The 17,784-nt window shown below is 35.3% G+C and carries 13 protein-coding genes, 1 tRNA gene and 4 pseudogenes; 14 read left to right on the forward strand and 4 right to left on the reverse strand.

Features of this window, described 5'->3' with window-relative positions:
* Positions 1-148 precede the first annotated feature (148 nt).
* Positions 149-350: pseudogene (locus tag ACFIMA_RS07380) on the forward strand (helix-turn-helix transcriptional regulator).
* A 91-nt stretch (positions 351-441) separates the two neighbouring features.
* Here ACFIMA_RS07380 and ACFIMA_RS07385 read toward each other — a convergent pair.
* Positions 442-514 (reverse strand) — tRNA-Thr (locus ACFIMA_RS07385).
* Between the two features lie 454 nt (positions 515-968).
* Here ACFIMA_RS07385 and ACFIMA_RS07390 point away from each other — a divergent pair.
* Positions 969-1,145, forward strand: a complete 177-nt coding sequence (locus tag ACFIMA_RS07390; protein WP_375612388.1) for a SlyX family protein — start codon at positions 969-971, stop codon at positions 1,143-1,145.
* A gap of 528 nt (positions 1,146-1,673) precedes the next feature.
* On the opposite strand, the gene ACFIMA_RS07395 is transcribed toward ACFIMA_RS07390, so the two are convergent.
* The gene (locus tag ACFIMA_RS07395; protein ID WP_375613811.1) at positions 1,674-2,012 is read right to left on the reverse strand and encodes a hypothetical protein; all 339 of its coding nucleotides are present in this window, start codon (positions 2,010-2,012) and stop codon (positions 1,674-1,676) included.
* Between the two features lie 164 nt (positions 2,013-2,176).
* Here ACFIMA_RS07395 and ACFIMA_RS07400 point away from each other — a divergent pair, with 164 nt between their 5' ends.
* The 7 genes from ACFIMA_RS07400 (at position 2,177) to ACFIMA_RS07430 (ending at position 8,057) form a co-directional block, all read left to right on the forward strand.
* A complete protein-coding gene (locus tag ACFIMA_RS07400) occupies positions 2,177-3,604 on the forward strand; it encodes an amino acid permease (protein WP_375653033.1) in 1,428 nt (475 codons plus the stop codon).
* A gap of 40 nt (positions 3,605-3,644) precedes the next feature.
* Entirely contained in the window at positions 3,645-4,325 is a 681-nt protein-coding gene (locus ACFIMA_RS07405; protein WP_375612389.1) for an energy-coupling factor ABC transporter ATP-binding protein, read from the forward strand.
* Entirely contained in the window at positions 4,322-4,978 is a 657-nt protein-coding gene (locus ACFIMA_RS07410; RefSeq protein ID WP_375653021.1) for an energy-coupling factor transporter transmembrane component T family protein, read from the forward strand. The genes ACFIMA_RS07405 and ACFIMA_RS07410 overlap by 4 nt, the downstream gene beginning before the upstream one ends.
* Positions 4,979-5,536 (forward strand): biotin transporter BioY, encoded by a 558-nt coding sequence (locus ACFIMA_RS07415; protein ID WP_375653025.1) that lies wholly within the window; start codon positions 4,979-4,981, stop codon positions 5,534-5,536.
* A gap of 257 nt (positions 5,537-5,793) precedes the next feature.
* On the forward strand, positions 5,794-6,360 hold the full coding sequence (locus ACFIMA_RS07420) for a biotin transporter BioY (protein ID WP_375693283.1): 567 nt from the start codon (positions 5,794-5,796) through the stop codon (positions 6,358-6,360).
* 780 nt (positions 6,361-7,140) lie between these two features.
* On the forward strand, positions 7,141-7,278 hold the full coding sequence (locus tag ACFIMA_RS07425; RefSeq protein WP_375693282.1) for a hypothetical protein: 138 nt from the start codon (positions 7,141-7,143) through the stop codon (positions 7,276-7,278).
* Positions 7,279-7,601: 323 nt separating this feature from the next.
* Positions 7,602-8,057 carry a hypothetical protein gene (locus ACFIMA_RS07430; protein ID WP_375693281.1) on the forward strand — a complete coding sequence of 152 codons (456 nt, stop codon included), beginning with the start codon at positions 7,602-7,604 and terminating at the stop codon, positions 8,055-8,057.
* A 383-nt stretch (positions 8,058-8,440) separates the two neighbouring features.
* Here the strand turns inward: ACFIMA_RS07430 and ACFIMA_RS07435 are convergent.
* A pseudogene (locus ACFIMA_RS07435) lies at positions 8,441-8,924 on the reverse strand (hypothetical protein).
* Positions 8,925-10,020: 1,096 nt separating this feature from the next.
* Between ACFIMA_RS07435 and ACFIMA_RS07440 the strand changes: the two are divergent.
* From ACFIMA_RS07440 to ACFIMA_RS07460, 5 genes and pseudogenes are all read left to right on the forward strand, one after another.
* Positions 10,021-11,928, forward strand: a complete 1,908-nt coding sequence (locus ACFIMA_RS07440) for a DUF637 domain-containing protein (RefSeq protein WP_375693280.1) — start codon at positions 10,021-10,023, stop codon at positions 11,926-11,928.
* 64 nt (positions 11,929-11,992) lie between these two features.
* Positions 11,993-12,562: an SMI1/KNR4 family protein gene (locus ACFIMA_RS07445; RefSeq protein ID WP_375693279.1), complete on the forward strand. Its 570-nt coding sequence runs from the start codon at positions 11,993-11,995 to the stop codon at positions 12,560-12,562.
* 105 nt (positions 12,563-12,667) lie between these two features.
* A pseudogene (locus ACFIMA_RS07450) lies at positions 12,668-15,218 on the forward strand (DUF6990 domain-containing protein).
* Positions 15,219-15,304: 86 nt separating this feature from the next.
* Positions 15,305-15,655, forward strand: a complete 351-nt coding sequence (locus ACFIMA_RS07455) for an HNH/ENDO VII family nuclease (RefSeq protein ID WP_375618707.1) — start codon at positions 15,305-15,307, stop codon at positions 15,653-15,655.
* Positions 15,656-15,925: 270 nt separating this feature from the next.
* Positions 15,926-16,396, forward strand: coding sequence for an SMI1/KNR4 family protein (locus ACFIMA_RS07460; RefSeq protein WP_375679327.1), 471 nt, complete (start codon positions 15,926-15,928; stop codon positions 16,394-16,396).
* Positions 16,397-17,356: 960 nt separating this feature from the next.
* Here ACFIMA_RS07460 and ACFIMA_RS07465 read toward each other — a convergent pair.
* Positions 17,357-17,732: pseudogene (locus tag ACFIMA_RS07465) on the reverse strand (type ISP restriction/modification enzyme); the annotation flags it as partial.
* Between the last annotated feature and the right edge of the window lie 52 nt (positions 17,733-17,784).

Below are 17,784 nucleotides of genomic sequence, written 5' to 3' on the forward strand. Positions count from 1 at the left end.
AAATCAATCAAGCTATTGAAATCTTTTTAGAGGCAATAGCACAAGAGACACAAAAGATTTTGACAAAAAGCTGCTTGACAATATAGGAAGCTCTCTCCTCCTAGCATCCCAGCCCATTCACATAACATAAAAATAAAAAGGCAATGAGATGATATTTGATGATGGCAATAGATATGTAACAATACGTGAGTGTGCACAGCTTTTTAGTATATCCACAACAACGATTCGCAATTGGGTGCTTCAGAGGGGGGCCGGAGCCATATAAGCTAGGGAGAGCAGTGAGGTGGAGAAAGAAAGAGATTTTAGCATTTACTCCAGAGAAAAATACGGAGCAAATAACAACAGATTAGATAAAATTGTATAAACCCTAGAAGGTGGTCTTCAAACAGATAATTAAATAAAAAAATATATATATTTCAATATGTTTAAGAAATAAAACGGTGCCGCATGCCGGATTCGAACCAGCGACCCCATCATTACGAATGATGTGCTCTACCAACTGAGCTAATGCGGCATAGGTTTGTAAGTCAATGAGACAAAACTAATTTGAGGGTAATAGCTAAAAGTACGTATAAAAGCAAGAATGCATTTTTTCAATAATTTATACATATGATAATAATTTGAAGGAGAATTATGTAAAAGTCAGAGGAAAGTATTCTTTGACCTTAATGCTATAAAATGCTTTTCAATTTACGATAGCACTTAAATTAAGAAGCTGGGAATGTAGATCTTTAGGATGAAAAATGGTGTCAAGATAACTTAGTAAAGATAAAAACATTTTCTGATTCTTAAGAAAGAAATTTGTTGCATAGAGTGATTGGGAAAATAAAGATCATCATAAACCTTTTATAATGTGCAAATAGATGAGTAGAATTAGTTGAGAAGTTACTTCTCATTTTTATGGGAAGAAAAAGGGAGGAGGATTAATAAAATTAATCACGTTTTTTATTTAAGAGGGAGTAAAAATCATGTCGGATGAAGATCGGCTGATAGAACTAGAAATGAAGCTAGCTTACCAAGAAAAATTCATTGAGGAACTTTCTCGAGAGGTAACTAATCAATGGAAAAGTTTGGATGAGATATCTAAAAAAGTTGATATTTTAGCGAGACGATTTTCAGATTTAAAAGAACTAGAGTGTTACTGAAGCTGTTATCTTACCATTTTCTCAATAGGGAGAAGGTGCGAAATATTTTTTATCACAATTGCAATTATTTACAGAGGAGTTTTTATTTCACGCATTTTGTTAGACTTGTAGAATAATTTTTATAAGCTTCTTCATTAATTTTAATAAGTTCCAATCTTATAAGGAGAGCTGATATTAGAAGACGTTTTTTTATATGGGGTTTCTAGTACGAAAATTAAGAAAAGTTTTTGTAGAGTATTAAAGAAACAGCCATAGAAAAATATATGAACTGCAATATTTTAAGTTTTTTCTGTACAGAGTTTTCTTATAGGTGGGAGGTAGATTTATTCGCTAATTTTTTTAAATTGATACAAATAAAGTGATGTTATTGTTATCTATAGAAATCATAAGTGAGCGCCTATATTTATAATGAAGCGTTTTAATTTTTTCTGATGATCAAGTGATCTTCAGTTGTTTTAATAGAGTGAGGGGTTTTAAGCGACATCGATTATGTTATAGTACAGAGAGCTCTAGAAGTTTTTTTCAAGATCAAATGTACTCTTCGTTATATGCATATGATATTTTGTGAAAAGGCTTTTGTTTTTCGTAATTTAAGATACAAAATACTATTGCTAAAGCACCAAAGATAGACCATGCGGGTAAATAAGTGAGAGTAATGCAAATTGAGGACAGAAAATCAGGCATTACCTTGCATAGAGATTGATTAAGGTGATAGATATCTGTTTGCAGAAGGCTTGTTAAAATTTTATTAAAGGGGGTTGTTGTCCAATGTGATGTGATTACAGAGTGTGCGTTATCAATGACCAATGCTATAATGGTTAGTGTAACGAAAATGAAGGACATTAATTTAAATAAAGGGTGGAGCATATTTTTTCTTAAAACTTCAACGGGACATACGTATAATGCACAAAAAAATAAGGAGTTGCATTATGATAAGAAAATAAGTTTACGTTTGTTTTGTGTTTTTTGAAAGAGGTGCCTAATTTTTCAATAAAAGTTGAGGTTAAGTTCAACAAAAGTAGTGAGGCATGATGTCTGAAAAAAAGCACGAGGAATTGAAGCGTAGCCTTCAAAATCGCCATATTCAAATGATTGCTTTGGGTGGGGTTATTGGGACAGGACTTTTTTATGGGTCAACCGAGGCAATTCAATTAGCTGGTCCCTCAGTTATTTTATCTTATCTTGTCGGCGGGCTTATTATGTATTTCATTATGCGAATGCTTGGTGAAATGTCAGTAGAAGAACCGTCTTCAGGAGCATTTAGTTTTTTTGCTTATAAATATTGGGGGAGATTAGCTGGTTTCATAACAGGTTGGAATTATTGGTTTCTTTATATTCTTGTGAGTATGGCTGAACTTACAGTGATAGGGTTTTACCTTGATCATTGGATTTTGATTGATCATTGGAAGACATCTTTCATTGTTCTTTTATTTGTTACATTTGTTAATTTGTTTAATGTTCGTTTTTATGGAGAATTTGAATTTGTTTGCGCTTTGATCAAAGTGGCTGCTGTTATTGGTATGATTATTTTTGGAATTTTTCTCATTGTCACTGGACTAGGGGAAAATCAAGCGAATATTCATTATCTTTGGGACCATGGTGGTTTTTTCCCTTATGGAGCAGTAGGGGTTGTTTTAGCAACTTCTGTAGTAATGTTTTCTTTTGGAGGAACGGAGCTTATTGGTATTGCTGCTGGAGAGGCATCTAATCCACAAAAAACAATTCCAGCGGCTATTCGTCAAGTTATGTGGAGGATTATAATTTTTTATATTGGATCTATCAGCATTATTATGATAATCAGCCCTTGGAATATGATTGGAAAAAATGGTAGTCCTTTTGTCACAATTTTCGAGACTATAGGAATTCCTGCTGCTGGTCATATTTTGAATTTTGTGGTGATTATGGCTGCTATTTCTGTTTACAATAGTGGCATTTATTCTAATGGCCGTATGCTTTATAGTTTAGCTGTACAAAAAAATGCACCACATATTTTTAGTAAACTGAGTGCTGCTCGTGTTCCTTATATTGCTATCCTTTTTTCATCATTATGTACGGCGTTGATTGTCGTTGTTAATGCTCTTATTCCTGATAATAGTTTCATGCGGATCATGGCTCTTGCAACTGCAGCAGCAGTGATTACTTGGGCTATTATTGTTATTGTTCATTTGAAATTTCGCAATGCCCATAAGAACAGAAAGGGCGATTTTATTTATGCGTTTGGTTTATATCCTTACGCTAACTATCTTTGCCTCTGCTTTCTTGCTTTATTATTTTGCATTATGTTTGTCAGTGGTTTTGGGAAAAATGGATTGATGACTCGACTTTTTGATATGATAGGAATAAGCGTGCCTTTCCTTGAAGCATATATTCCTGTACAGATGCCTGATATGAGTTTGGCAGTCATTATTATTCCTCTATGGTGCTTGTTATTACTTTTAGGTTATAAACTGAAGCGATAGAGAAAGAAGAGCTAATAAAAGGGATTGATTGGAATAAGCCTTGGGGATTATAAAATTTGATGAGGTAACACAAGTTTTTGGTGATTTGTGTGTTTTAAGAAATATTACTGTACAGCTTACCGAAAGACGAGTTGCTATTATAGGTGCGAATGGTTCTGGAAAAAGTACATTTGTTCGCCTTATTAATGGGCTCCAATTACCATCTCATGGTTTTGTAAGCGTTGATGGGCTTGATACCAAACGCGATGCAAAAGCAGTAAAGCGTAAAGTTGGATTTGTTTTTCAAAATCCCGATAATCAGATTGTTTTACCATTAGTTGAAGAGGACTTATCCTTTGGTCTCAAAAATTTAAAGCTTAATAAAGATGAAATTAAGGAGCGTGTAGATGAAATTTTACAGCGCTATGAACTTCAAGATTTCAGAAATCACGCTGTCCATTTATTAAGTGGTGGGCAAAAACAACTCGTTGCTATTTCTAGTGTAGTTGCAATGAAACCAGACTACATTATTTTTGATGAGCCGACGACATTACTTGATTTGCGAAATAAGCATCGCGTTACGCAAGTGATAGAAGAATTACCACAAACGGCAATAGTTGTATCGCATGATTTAGAGTTTTTGAAAAAGTTTGATAGAGTGCTGGTTTTTGATAAGGGGGAGATAGCAATTGATGAAGTACCTTTTGTTGCTATAAAGGAGTATATAAGAAGAATGTCATGATCGGTTTATATATTCCGAGGGATACATTTATTCATAGGTTAAGTCCTGGAGTTAAGTTATTATTTCTTACGGCCTGTGGAACTTTTATAATAATGGTTTCTTCCATAGCGCTTCTTGGTTTATTTTTGTTGTTTGTCATCTTATTCTATAGAGTCGCCAAGATCCCTTTCAAAACTGTGATAAAGCAATTTAAATCGATGGGATTGCTTTTAGTTCTTCTATTTGTATTTCAAACTATTTTTAGCGGTTGGCTTACGGGGGTTGAGGTCATATTACGTCTTGTTATCCTCTTTTCTTTATCATCAGTTATTTCATTCACAACAAAAGTGTCAGATATGGTGGATGCAATTGAAGCAGGCCTCCAGCCCTTTCGTTGTTTTGGTATAAATCCATCAAAAGTGAGTATGGTTATCTCTATGGCGATCAGGTTTATTCCTCTTTTGAGTGAAAAGTTTAATGAGGTACATGAAGCACAGCAAGCACGAGGACTTAATACTAACATTGTCGCTCTTGCGATACCTTTAATTATACGGACTATAAGAATGGCGTCAGAAGTGGCTGAAGCATTGGACGCGCGTTCTTATGATGCTGATACTATTGATACAGCATCTCGTAATAATCAGAGTTTTTATAGTAAAAAAAAGAAGAATTAAATGAATACAAAAGATTTAGTTTATATTGCTTTATTCGCCGCTATTTATGCTATTTTGGGCCTTTTTCCTTCTATTTATCTTCCTTTTCTTCTAGGGGTACCTATTACAGCTCAATCGATGGGACCGATGCTAGCAGGGTCTATTCTTGGGGCAAAAAGGGGTGCTTTAGCGTCACTCCTTTTTCTTGTTCTTGTTGCGATTGGATTGCCTCTGTTGCCTGGTGGTCGTGGTGGAATCAGTGTCTTTTCAGGAATTGCAAGTGGTTATTTAATAGGTTTTCCATTTGCCGCATTTTTTATTGGTTTAATGGTAGAATTGTTTTGGCAGCGGTTAAATTTTATAACATTATTTATAATAAATACTCTCGGTGGCATTGGGATAGTTTATTCTTTTGGTGTTCCATGGACAGCTTATATGACCAAAGTTTCTTTACTGAATATTTTAATGGCTTCATCAGTTTTTTTGATAGGCGATTGTTTAAAAGCGTTGATTGCATCCTTTATTGCACTTGCGATTAAAAGATCTGTTCCTCTCATTCATTCAAAGCATAATAACTAAAATAAATGTATTATTTTGTTATATTGTTATTATATAATATTCATATATCACTATTATTGAATTTAACTATAGTAATTTATGATGTAATTAAACATTGTAGAATCTAATATGATTCATATAAGTGATGTTATTAAAATAAATTATTATAGTATTTTTCTCTATATCTAAGGCATTTAAAGTGTACTTTTATAAATCTGATACTTTTTATTAATTGTACAACAATAACGAAAGCTTTTCCCTAGTGAAGGAATAATTCAGTGAATACAAAAGATTTGGTTTATATTGCTTTATTTGCCTCTATTTACGCTGTTTTGAGTCTTTTTCCTCCTCTTTATCTTCCTTTTTTGCTGGGTGTCCCTATTACAGCTCAGTCTATGGCTCCGATGTTAGCAGGCTCTATACTTGGAGCAAAAAGGGGAGCGTTAGCATCACTTCTTTTCCTTGTTCTTATTGCGATTGGGTTACCTCTATTGCCTAGTGGTCGTGGTGGAATTAGTGTTTTTTCAGGAGTTACGAGTGGTTATCTGATTAGTTTTCCATTTGCTGCATTTTTTATTGGCTTTATGGTAGAATTATTTTGGCACCGGTTAAATTTTATAATATTATTTGTGATAAATACTGTGGGTGGCATTGGGATAGTCTATTCTTTTGGAATACCATGGGTGGCTTATATGACACAGGTCCCTTTGCTGACAGTTTTAATAAGTTCATTAGGTTTTTTGGTTAGTGGTTTCTTGAAAGTGCTGATTGCATCCTTTGTAGCGTTGACCATTAAAAAAACCGTTCCTCTCATTCATTCGGAAAAAGGGGCAGTTCTGTACTGAAGAACAAGTTTTGCCAAATGTATGTAGCTTAAAAAGCACCACGGAATACCATTTTGTTTTGTCTACTTTTTATTGGTATTTTTATCTGCATAGCTCTCAGAGATAGCCATACGAAAATTGAATGTTTCGGCACCAAAATTCATTTTTGCTTTCAGGAGCAGCTCCCAAATAGCCAATTAATATCATTTTATTCAACATGCTTGTAAGTTTTATTCGATTTGCATATTATATGCATAAAGCCTTAGAATAATTTATTATTTTTTTAATATTTTTAGTTAATTAATCACTAATTTTTAAATTATTATTATATTAATTGTACAAAAACATGGATAATTAAGTGTTCATCTAAAACTCTTGATGTATATAATACCCTTATAAATGTGTTAATATAAGTAAATGTATTAATATAAGGTATAAAAATGAGATTTGAATGGAATGAAGCTAAAACAAAAAGTAATCTTAGAAAGCACCGTGTAAAGTTTTGAAATAGCTGCAAGTGTTTTTGCAGCCCCATTCACTATGGTTAAACAAGACCGTATTGAAAACGAGAGTATGGTGAGCAAGCTTTATGGCTCATGGATGGTTTTTTATTAATATTCGTAGCGCATACTGTCCATGACGATAAAGATGGCATAGAGGTAATCCGTATTATTTCAGCACGACGAGCCAACTCGAAAGAAAAGAAACGTTATAAAGAAGAAAGTTCGTTATGAAATTGATGTAGGTAACTTATCACCTTTGACAGATAAACAGAGAGTTGAAGTTGATAAACTGGCTGCAATGCCGGACAGTGCAATTGATCATAGTGATATTCCGTCACTCAATGATGTGTTCTGGAAAAATGCCGTTCGCAATCCATTCTATAAACCACCCAAAACTGTCACAACAGTGCGTGTGGATTCAGACGTACTAGCGTGACTTTAAAAGTCAAGGGAAAGGATATCAAACGCGGATTAACGCCATTTACGTGATGCCATGCTTCGTTCAATGCACTGATTTCTCCTCCACTTAAAAGCAGGGAAGGGGGAGCCCATATTCTAAAAATCTAAGTAGCTCTCACTGCAGAGTTCTCTAAAGTTCGTATTGCTTTTGCAATTAAAATTTTATAGCCTTAATTTTCAGCCAAACGATTCTAAACGACGCAGTATATTTGGGATACACTACACTCCCATAGTCACTAAGATAACTTAGGCAACACCTGCCATCTGATAAGACATAGACATTGTAATTATGTTAACTTTATGAATACCATTAACTTCCTTTCTTATAAATATAAAATAGATCCAGCCTCAGAATTAGTTAATATCAATGATGCTGATAAATTTTTAGAGGAAGGGAGATACGATTTTAACTGTGATAATCAATGTGCTACCTTAATAATCGAAAAGTTTTCTGTGAACTCGAAGATCTGCTATTGGATTTATGTTTTAACGGGAGAAAATAGTCCTTATAATCCTGAAGTGATTGATTCTGAAAACGACTTTCAGAATATTCCTAACCCACGTTCTAAAAATCAGATTGAACAAAGTAAGCAATATTTTGGAATTTTGATTCCTATAGAGTTAACTCTTTTTTCTTCAAATAAAGAGTTAAACAAATTCTTGCAGCTACACTACAAAAAATCTTTTCCCCCGAAAACGATTGATATCTCACCTGATATTGTTGGTAAGGAAGAGTTCGAAAAAAATTGCTTTTAATTAAAGAAATAAAACTGAAATATACACAACCAAAACAATTAGATTTTTTTGCAATTCAATCAGAAGACAACTTGCTAAAGATGGCTAAACTTTTGTTGGGTGAATTTCCCACGGATGATTATACTGAAATAGAATTCGGCTTGGATATCAAATTTAAAGAAAAAAATAATTTAAAAGAATTTTTTTGAACTTTTTTAAAAAATATGAAGTAAATCCCGTATTTAAAAACATAAGTTTTGTTGGAAAGATACATAATAATTTTGATATAATCTTTAATACTGAAACTTTTCAACATAAATTTGCTATTAAAACAAGTAAGAATGATAATGGTATGTATAATGAAGGTCATATAAAAGAAAAATTAAAGCATGAAATCGTAAGTTTTACTGTATCTCTTTAATAGAGCACTGTAGCATGTAAATAGATATATTTATTAAACTGCGTGTACGTAACATAATGAAGAATACACAGACTAAAAAAGTACCAAATTATAATATTTGAATATCCAAGAGCAATATCTAAGTACCAAAGTACGGTATCCAATGAAAAAGAAAACTTGTGCTCCACGTACTTAGAAATGACAGGCAAAGAAACAGTTTCTTTATAACTACTTGGGAAAATTAAAACGACAAGCGCTAAAATTATTAACTTTAGGAGACTGTGCATATACTGATATAACTCACATGTTAAGCTCTTCCAACCTGTTGTATTGCCGCATTTATATTGTGGGTTGTTTTGCAACTCAGAAGGGATATTAGAATTGCATAAAATTGCAAAAACAGTTGTTACGATCACCAAAGAAATAGACGCGAATGTCAAAATACCCTGAATAAAGTCAAGATTTTCTCTTCTTATCTGTAAACATATTTATTTCCTGTGAAAAAATTATGATCTCAATTTCTTAAATTATTTTTTGATATAAAAACACAAACTACCTTTTAGTCTTTTTAGCATTTGCTTTTCTTTTAATAGCAATGTCTTCTATTGCATCCAGTTGCTTTTAATATTTTAGTTAACCTCGTCTATGATTTATCTATAGTTGATGATAGCTTTAAACACAGAGCTCCATAATCCCAAACTCTTGCTTGCATTTTGATACCCAAATCCACCTTTCAACAAAGCCCATAGCACTGGCAATCCTTTCATAAAGATTAAAGAAAAGCTCTGTTATTTCAAAAATACATGAAAGTGACTCATAACTGCCGCAACATTTTTTGTGCTGATGCTGGCTATTCATGTTTAAAAAAACAAATATTTTGAAATTCGTGTATCCTAAAATCCTTAATTTGTATTAATGGATTTATTTACTTTATAAATTTGATACTATAGAGCCATTTTGGCTTCTAGAAATATATTGTACATTAAAAACTTTTTAATCACTCTTTAAATGCATATCCAATCCAAAAATGATCAGCACTTTTCACTATTTTACTATTTTTTAGAAATCTATTTTAAACTCTCCTATCATTAGTTCATGAAGAGTTTTGGCGCGTGAGAGAAGGTCTTTATTCAATCTCTTCGCAATACTCAGAAAAATCTGTTGCTCTTGGAATGATTTTTTTAGACATGCTTTCTACGTTGCTCTGCAAAATGCATTTTAAGGACTCTTTCAAAATCAATAAGGAAATACCTTTGAGTTCAGTTTAATAAGCTTGAGAAGAGGTGTCATAATCCATATCTTTTCGCATGTGGAAGCTACGACAAGAGAACAAGCGAAAAGTATTAGAGATATCATCATTTGAAGCTTTTACAGCAATAAACCTGTGAAGCCATATGCAAGTCTCAAGTGCATTTTCTTCATTCGGTTTTTGTTTTTAATTTTCCATACGACACACGGCTATTTCAGGCTATTACTTTGGGTTGATTAAGATTTGTAAGGAAAGTTGATTGGCTAGCAGTTAAGGCTGAATTTAAAGACTGGGATTATAAAGCCCAAGGGCTGACAGAAGCCGGTGCGGCTCTCGTGGCATTGGCTGTCACGGCGGTTACGGGCGGAGCAGCCTCTGGCGCTGCCAGTGCCATTACCGGTGCTTTGGGGCTTGGCTCGAGCACCGCCATGAATGCGGCGATACAGGCAGGTGTCCAAGCGCTGATTAACAAAAGCGCTGTGGCTCTTGTTAACAATCGCGGCAATATTGCCGGTGCCTTGCATGAGCTTGGCTCTTCAAAGAATGTTCTCAGCATTGTCTCGTCGATGTTAACGGCGGGCTTAACCAGCCAAATAACGGAAATGGCAGGTGTTGGACAATCTTTGCCAAAAACGGCTCCTTTTGTCGATCGTATCGCCAGTGAAGCGGAAAAGAACCTGATCAAAGCCGCCATTGGCACAGGCGTTCAAACGGCTCTTGAGGGTGGCTCTCTTGACAAGAACTTTTTTAACAATCTGCGCATCGCCCTGTCTGATACGGTTGGCAAATCGTTGGCGGAAGAAATCGGTACCGCCAAGGCTGAAGGCAAAATAGACACGGTCACGCAGATCGTTGCCCACGCCGGTCTTGGCTGTTTAAAAGGCGCGGTTGCGAGCGGTGCTTGCACAGCCGGTGCTGTGGGGGGTGCTGTGGGCGAAGCCACTGCTATGCTCCAGTTTCAATTGTGGGTGCAAGGCATTGTGAAAGAGGAAATGGGGGACCTAAACGGTCGCACCCCAACTGCGGAAGAGGAAGCGCGTATAAACGCAAAGATTGATGCGCAGTTTGCTGACTTTAGAGACCACACCATTGATGTTGCACGGGCTGCTGGGGGCGTTGCCGCTGCCATTGCCGGTGGCAATGTTGATGCCGGCGCTGATGCCGCAGGTAATGCCGCTGCAAATAACTACCTCAGCAGTGCGCAACAAGCTCAGATGGAGAAAGAATTAAAGGAGTGTCCTGACCTTTTATGTGAAGCAGCAGTGTCTGCGAAGTGGTCTGCGATTAGTACAGGGCAAGGTATAAGCTTTGGAGCTGGCATAGTAGCTGGTGTACCGGCTGAAATATACGATACGCTTGATGGTTTTTTGCAAATAGCCAAACATCCCGAAGAGACTTTGAAAGCGCTCAAAGATTTTTTCAGCAGTGGTGAGATTTTGGCGACAATTGGTCGGACCCTTGGACAGTCCTATGTAGATCGCATTAATAAAATGGAGGAGGAATATGAGCGAGCCGGTGCTGGTGGATCCTTTAAAGCTGGACTTGAACTTGGAAAATTATTGACTGAAACAGCATCCCTAATGACAGGAGTTGCTGGAGCAGCCAAGGGAGGCATAAAGCTTGGCGAAAAGGCTTGGATTAAATTCATTGCTAGGAAAGATTTTGCTCAATTCGCTTCCAAGAAAAATCTTGCAGAACTTGCAGCTCAAGGAGATTCTGACAAATTTGCGGCGAGGAAAGAACTGACCAAACTTGCTGCTAAAGAAAAAAAGCTTTGGTTAAAAAAGAAACCCACTAAATTTACCGATAGCAAATTTGGACAGACCTACACAGTTTATCGGAGAGACGATTTGTTTGATCCTAACCAAATTGTTAATTGGACAGTAAAGAAGAAAAAGGTGTGGGGTACCAATATTGAAAGGACAAAAACAGGAAGAGCACCTATGGGGTTTGATGGCAAGCCTGTTGAGTTGCATCACCTAAAGCAAACCCCCGATGGACCCCTAGCGGAAATTAGCCATGAATTTCATACAAAATATACTTCTGTTATTCATGCTAATCCAAAAACACATCAATCGCTTATAGAGAGAAAAAAGTTTGAGAAGCAGAGAGAGGAATATTGGAAAGAATACGGCAATGGGCATGGAGAACAAAAAAACAGTAGTTTAGGAGGAATAATCAATATGAAATGGGGCATTATAGGTCTAAATTTTGACAGATGGGGACAGGAGCACCGGCAGTAGTGATCTACGGTTGATGAAAAGAGAAAAAACAGAGATTTATAGAATAATTGATGGAGAATAATTGATGAAAACCTATACCTTAGATGATGTTATACAATTAGTTGATAAATATGAAGGTGATATTGTCAATTTTTGTTCTGAAGAAAATGCGGTTGGTGATCTCGTGATTGAAAATGCGGAGAAAGCTCTCGGTTTACAATTCACATCTTCCTATAAAGTTTTTTTAAAACATTATAAAGGCGGGGACATTGGTGGTTATGAAATCTATAGTCTTTATGAGCATCCTATAGGTGTTCCTTTTGATGATATTGTTTTTCAAAACTTAAATGATAGAAAACGTGGTTTCGCAACACCAAAACAGCTTATCGTTTGTGATGCTGCTTTTGGTGAAACCTTTTATTTTGATTATACGCAGTTTAGGGATGGAGAATGCCCACTTTATGTCATGCTTCCATCTGAAGATTGCGAATATTACGCTAGCAATTTTTATGAATTCCTTTGCAAAAGAATTAAAGAAAGCGTGGGAGTTGAGATACCTGATGGAGACCAACCAATTGAAAAGATTGAGAACACTCCCACTCCGCAACATATACCTTTTTACAAGAGTTTTTGGAAAAAACTATGGAAGAGGTGAAATTGATAGAGGAAATATGGAGCGTTTATAACGCACGTTTTGAGGTTCATTTATGAAAACCTATACCTTAGCTGATGTTGCACAATAGGTTGATAAGTGAGTCTGATGCAAACTAAAGATGTCACAGAGATTTTAAAAAGACTAGGCTGGGAGCCTTATCGTGATAATGTGGGGGATACATTTGCTTATTATTATCTTTCCGATCGTATTGTGCACATCCTTTATGATATTGTAAATTACGGCGTGAATGGGGAAAGTTTCGGTTGTCTGTTAATCTCACCACTGCTGCTTATTGTCTTGGCTGGGAATATGATAATGGCGAAAAATCGCAATATAAAAATACATTAATTTCCGCAAAAGATGACTTTGATATTAAAGCTTCAGATCTTTCTGAAAGCCATATTGAAGAAGCTTTAAATAGGGTAATAGCTTGGGCCCAAGAACAAGATATTGAACAAAAATTACGTGAAGAAGCTGCAGATCATTCTCTTGTCGCAAAGGCTTTGCTTGGTGATGTAGAGACTTTAAAGAGTTCTGAGGTTACATCTCAGTTGTATGTACCAGAATTTTCTGATTACAAAACAATGACGAGGTATGATCGCCTCCTTCTTTTTGCTCAAGCCTATAAAAATGGAGAATTGGACGATATTCTCGCACGCAAAAAGCTCAATCAGCGCTTGATGAATCTTACTGCAGCAAGCCGTATTCTCAAAACGCAAGGGTGGGTTTCTATGGAACCTGGAAAAATGTGGCTCTCTTTGCCGGATCGTTTTATTAAGTTAGTTTTTGGCTTTGTACATCTCCATGATCAGTACAATGTCCATCTTGAATCTGAAATATCTAACGAAGAGATTTCTTTGGCTTGCTGGTATATTCATTTTCATGGACAACGTAATCTTGTACGACCTACAGATATTTATCAGTCTTTTAATACGATTGGAGGGGATAGTATTCTTGATAAGGAATTGATATCTGTGTAGGGACCTTGAATGAGCAAGAATTGATAAAAATCTCTGAGCAGATGATAAAATGGGCACGCGCTCAAGATTTGCAAGCATCAATAGAAAGTAAAACGCTTATTCAAAAATATAACTACAATACAGATATAATTTGGCATTTGGCTTGTTTAGCATTAACAGGTAAGATTGATGTGCTGAAATCTTATCAAAGTTTTTTAGAAGCAGGTACAATTTCTGAATATTTAGAATACCGTGAAGTAGAGAGATATATTAACCATGCCGTTCAATTTGCTGAAGAATATCTGAAAATCCTTAATGAGCGAAAAGCCATAGATGATCGTCTTAGTTTGCAAGATTTGTCTTTTCTTAATACAGTTTCTGAAGACTTAAAAAGGATGGGGTGGACAGTTTATCGCGATAAGAACTATGATCGCAATGCTTATTTTATAACGAAAGATCGTATTATTAATATAGTGTACGACTTTGATAAAAACGGAGAGACACCGCTTGTTACCTTCAAGGTTTTTCTTTCAACACTTGGTTTTTCTACAGCTTATCGATCTATTTTCATCAATACTCCCCAATATACCGTTCTTAAAGAATTAGAAGATGTATATACTGTGTCTGGTAATGAAGTTGATGAAGGTAAACTGAAGCAGATCTGTGCGGATATTTTGTGCTGGGCTGATCGACAAAATGTTAATCAAATCATCTATGATTATGCGGCTTTTCCCCCAGACAGTGAATATGATCTTATAATACGCCATTTTATTGCGCTTATTCTGATTGGAGATGTTGAGAGGCTTAAGTTTTATAAAGAGAATTTTAGAAAGGGAAACTCTTTAAGCTTTGTGGAAGGTATCACGAAATATACGATTGACAACGCTCTTACTCTTGCACGGGGTTATCGAGCGGGTTTTCCAAAAAATGCTCCGATTTTGTCCCTTGATTCCCAAACAGCATCTGTTGCTTCCAAAACTATTGCTGTTGAGGCGACAGAGGAAGCGGATGACACTGATGATCATCTCACCATGGAAAGTGCTCATGCACTTTTAAAAAGCTTAGGCTGGTCAGCCGAGAAAATCAATGAGAATGACCATATGGCAAGCTATCAATTGGCTGATCGTGAAGTAGATATTCTTTATAACGACGAAATTGCCAAAGACTACCCGCAATTTGATAGCGCCTTTATGATTAGTACCGGTATTCTTTCCACCGCTTGTAAATTCATTGATCCTACCCACACGGAAGATATTCCAGATATACAGCTTAATTTTGAAGCCAAGGGATTAGAAATCTTTGAACCAGAAGTCACTACGGATCGTTTAACACAGGCGCTTGATGATGCGCTAGAATGGTCAGTCAAAGAGATTGACCTTTCTAAAAGGCTACGCTCTGATTATGGCACTGCTCCTTGGAAAAAAAGCACTACGTCTAAAGAAAACGATGCACATTATGCTTTACTTCATCTTGGCGCTCTTGCCTTATTGGGTGATGTTGAAACCTTGCAATCTTATCAGCAAAGCTTTACGGCAGGTGATCACCTAGGCTTTGACAAAAGCATCAACAAAGCCCACCTTGAACGTGCATTAGCTTTAGCACAAGAAGTAGCAAAGGTGAAGCAAGTGAGCTACGCTTTGATTGAACGGGTAGCAAAAGATTTTGATGATCACTCAGAGCTTTCTAGCGAGGAATAACCTCGCTCTTGGAAGGAGAGTTTATTAAGTCTATTTAGAACAAGAATAAATTGATTATTTTGAAAAAATCGAGGGGATTGTGAATCATGAAATGGATAAAGAAAAAAAGTATGGGGGCAGCTGAGCCGGTGGAATTTAAAAGTCAAAAAGTTTATCAGGAAGATGAACTGTTTGAGCCTGAAACAGTTTCTTCTTGGAAAGAAGAAGGACAGATAGTAACGGGTACAAATGTGGAAAGAATGGTATCAGGAAGAGCACCTATTGGAGTCGATTTTAGACCTATTATGTTACATCCTGTGACACAAGAACAAGATAGTCCTCTCGTTGAGGTTCTCTACTCATTTTATCAAGGCAGGAGTTTGGTTGCTCCTATGAATCCAAAGACAAATTTTATCAGAAAAGTTATTTGTTGGATTTCAAAAAAAATTCCTAAGTAGGAAAAAAGAAAGAGTAATTATTGCAAATATTGGAGTAATGTCCCTAAAAGGCGCTCTCTAAACTTTAATGATCACCTCCTTTAATTCCATCATATGTTGTAAATGCGAGATGATTGTACAGAGACAGATGAGAAAAGAGCTCCGTCAAGAACATATCTCTTATGATTTTATCAATCTCATCCCAATTCCATTGGCTATAGTAGAAAAAGACTGATCATTAGAAACACTCATTATGAGTAAAAACACGCTGTGACTTATGGAGAAAAATTTATGAAAAGTTATACTTTATCAGATGTTGCACAATATGTTGATATGCATAGTCATGTTATTAATTTTGGTACTCAAGATAATGCACCTGATGAGGTGCGGATTAAAACAGCTGAGAACACTCTTGGTTTACAATTTACCTCTTCCTATAAGAATTTTTTAAAAAATTATGGAGGAGGAGAAATTGGAGGTGAAGAAATATTCAGTATTTATGAAATCTGCGCAGGTATTCCTGCTGGTGATATTGTTTACCGAAATTTGCTCGATAGAAGAGATGGCTTTACGGACCCCAAACAACTTGTTATCTGCACAACTGATTTTGGTGAAACCTTTTATTTTGATTATACGCAGTTTCGGGATGGTGAATGCCCACTCTATCTCAAGTATACATCTGAAGATTCCGAATATTACGCGAGTAATTTTTATGAATTTCTCTGCAAAAGAATTAAAGAGTATGCAGGGGAAGATTCATGAAAACTTATACCTTAGATGATGTTATACAACTAGTTGATAAATAGGATAATTGCGATTTATTGCTTGTTATGAAAACATCTAAAAAGAGATTGATCATTATAAAGATTAGCAAAATCCCTTTTAATAGACCGTGTCAGTGTTGTCAGTTCTTTTTAGAGCCTATATTATTTTTTTAAATGAGTAAAAATTAAAAACTTTATATTTCAATAGGTTAGTATTTTTAAAACATAATTCATATCAAGAGTACAATCTTTAAAGATAACCAATGATGTGAATTGATTAAAACTTGTCAGTTATGTGTCAGTAAATTGAACTGACAAAAGTGATCATTTTAGTGAGTCATTAAAACGTGTCTTATGAAAAGCGTATGAAAGTAAAAACTGATTACGTTATTAAAATCCCTTTTATGAATTTTATCAGTTCATTTGAATAGATAAACTTATGATTTAGAGAATGATTAAAACGTGCTTTATAAAAAGCATATGATCCTTTAAAGCCTTTCAAAAGAAAGGGATTATAATCATAAGAAATGTTATCAAGACTATTGTGGTTATGAGTTTTGAGGTTTTTGAGTATTTTGAGGGTTCCTTTTGACCCCCTTTATATATTTTTTTAATAAACAACCTATATCAAGATACAACCTATAAACACAACCCACGATATATTTTTGAAGGTATTTTGAGGGTTTGAGAAACCTTCAAAGCCTATAAGTAATATAAGAAAATGAATATACATAACTCTCTTTAAACAAAGCTTTTGAAAACAATAAAGCTATCATTTTAGATTACGATATAAGCTTTGCAATCCAAAATACAGTGTTTTAAAAGTCAAATGATTTCTTTTTAGAATAACGCATGATAAATTATCCTTTTAAAGATTGTATGTAAGCTATTTATAAAGGGGGTATAGAGCCTATAGGTATAAGACCTTATACCCCTTTGTGAGTTTAGCATGCCAAGTCTATTCAGTTCCTCTTATTTCTAATTTTGGTAGTTTTTTCACGATTTTCATTGTTTCTAAACTTACGCTAATAACCCTTTGAAACAAATCCAATGGATAAGCAGGATTTCCAACGGTTTTAACAGCATAGTGATTGGCATCATTAACAATGCCACTCTTTTTATCTGTCTTTACACATTGATGCCCCATAATCCATTCAAGAGCGGGCTTGCCATTGACGATATACTCATAAGCTTCAAGAGGGGTATCTGTTATTATAAATAACAGTGGTTTAATTTTTCTCTTTACCTGCTTTTGCGAATTCCATTTCAGTCACGTAATAAAACTTTTCGGAATTAGGGATATCAGTTAATTTGGGGGACTTGGTTTTTCTTGTTTGTTAGCCCCTTCAGCGTTACAGGCGCAAATTACTGTGGATCCTAACGCGA

It is taken from the genome of Bartonella sp. AP88HLJMH, from assembly GCF_042195605.1.
Classification (GTDB): Bacteria; Pseudomonadota; Alphaproteobacteria; order Rhizobiales; family Rhizobiaceae; genus Bartonella.

What these genes read in the sequence shown, in the direction of transcription:
- ACFIMA_RS07390 (WP_375612388.1), top strand. Translation starts at nt 969, where the DNA reads ATGTCGGATGAAGATCGGCTGATAGAACTAGAAATGAAGCTAGCTTAC.
- ACFIMA_RS07395 (WP_375613811.1), bottom strand. Translation starts at nt 2,012, where the DNA reads ATGCTCCACCCTTTATTTAAATTAATGTCCTTCATTTTCGTTACACTA.
- ACFIMA_RS07400 (WP_375653033.1), top strand. Translation starts at nt 2,177, where the DNA reads ATGTCTGAAAAAAAGCACGAGGAATTGAAGCGTAGCCTTCAAAATCGC.
- ACFIMA_RS07410 (WP_375653021.1), top strand. Translation starts at nt 4,322, where the DNA reads ATGATCGGTTTATATATTCCGAGGGATACATTTATTCATAGGTTAAGT.
- ACFIMA_RS07415 (WP_375653025.1), top strand. Translation starts at nt 4,979, where the DNA reads ATGAATACAAAAGATTTAGTTTATATTGCTTTATTCGCCGCTATTTAT.
- ACFIMA_RS07425 (WP_375693282.1), top strand. Translation starts at nt 7,141, where the DNA reads ATGCCGGACAGTGCAATTGATCATAGTGATATTCCGTCACTCAATGAT.
- ACFIMA_RS07430 (WP_375693281.1), top strand. Translation starts at nt 7,602, where the DNA reads ATGAATACCATTAACTTCCTTTCTTATAAATATAAAATAGATCCAGCC.
- ACFIMA_RS07445 (WP_375693279.1), top strand. Translation starts at nt 11,993, where the DNA reads ATGAAAACCTATACCTTAGATGATGTTATACAATTAGTTGATAAATAT.
- ACFIMA_RS07455 (WP_375618707.1), top strand. Translation starts at nt 15,305, where the DNA reads ATGAAATGGATAAAGAAAAAAAGTATGGGGGCAGCTGAGCCGGTGGAA.
- ACFIMA_RS07460 (WP_375679327.1), top strand. Translation starts at nt 15,926, where the DNA reads ATGAAAAGTTATACTTTATCAGATGTTGCACAATATGTTGATATGCAT.